Annotated in this window: 1 rRNA gene; it reads right to left on the bottom strand. The window is 57.6% G+C overall.

Annotation, left to right across the window (positions count from 1 at the left end):
• Positions 1-631: ribosomal RNA gene (locus tag ACYVOO_RS16745) — 23S ribosomal RNA — on the bottom strand; the annotation flags it as partial.
• Between the last annotated feature and the right edge of the window lie 65 nt (positions 632-696).

Genomic DNA, 696 nt, shown 5'->3' with positions numbered 1-696 from the left:
GCGACGCTCCCACGGCTTGTAGGCACACGGTTTCAGGTACTATTTCACTCCGCTCCCGCGGTACTTTTCACCATTCCCTCACGGTACTATCCGCTATCGGTCACCAGGGAATATTTAGGCTTAACGGGTGGTCCCGCCAGATTCACACAGGATTTCTCGGGCCCCATGCTACTTGGGAAACTTCCAGACAAGCCGCAGACATTTCAGCTACGGGGGTCTTACCCTCTACGCCGGGCCTTTCGCATGCCCTTCGCCTATACCTACGGTTTCTCACTTGCCGACTGTCCGGCAGAACAGCCAAGAAAGCTCCCACAACCCCGCATGCGCAACCCCTGCCGGGTATCACACACATACGGTTTAGCCTCATCCGGTTTCGCTCGCCACTACTCCCGGAATCACTATTGTTTTCTCTTCCTACGGGTACTGAGATGTTTCACTTCCCCGCGTTCCCTCCACACACCCTATACATTCAGATGCGGGTGACAGCCCATGACGACTGCCGGGTTTCCCCATTCGGACACCCCCGGATCACAGCTCGGTTGACAGCTCCCCGGGGCCTATCGTGGCCTCCCACGTCCTTCATCGGTTCCTGGTGCCAAGGCATCCACCGTGCGCCCTTAAAAACTTGGCCACAGATGCTCGCGTCCACTGTGCAGTTCTCAAACAACGACCAGCCACCCGCCACCCCACCCTCAA

It is taken from the genome of Streptomyces daliensis (genome assembly GCF_054782395.1).
The sequence above is the reverse complement of the archived record's forward strand: the minus strand, read 5'-3'. Positions and strand labels throughout refer to the sequence as shown.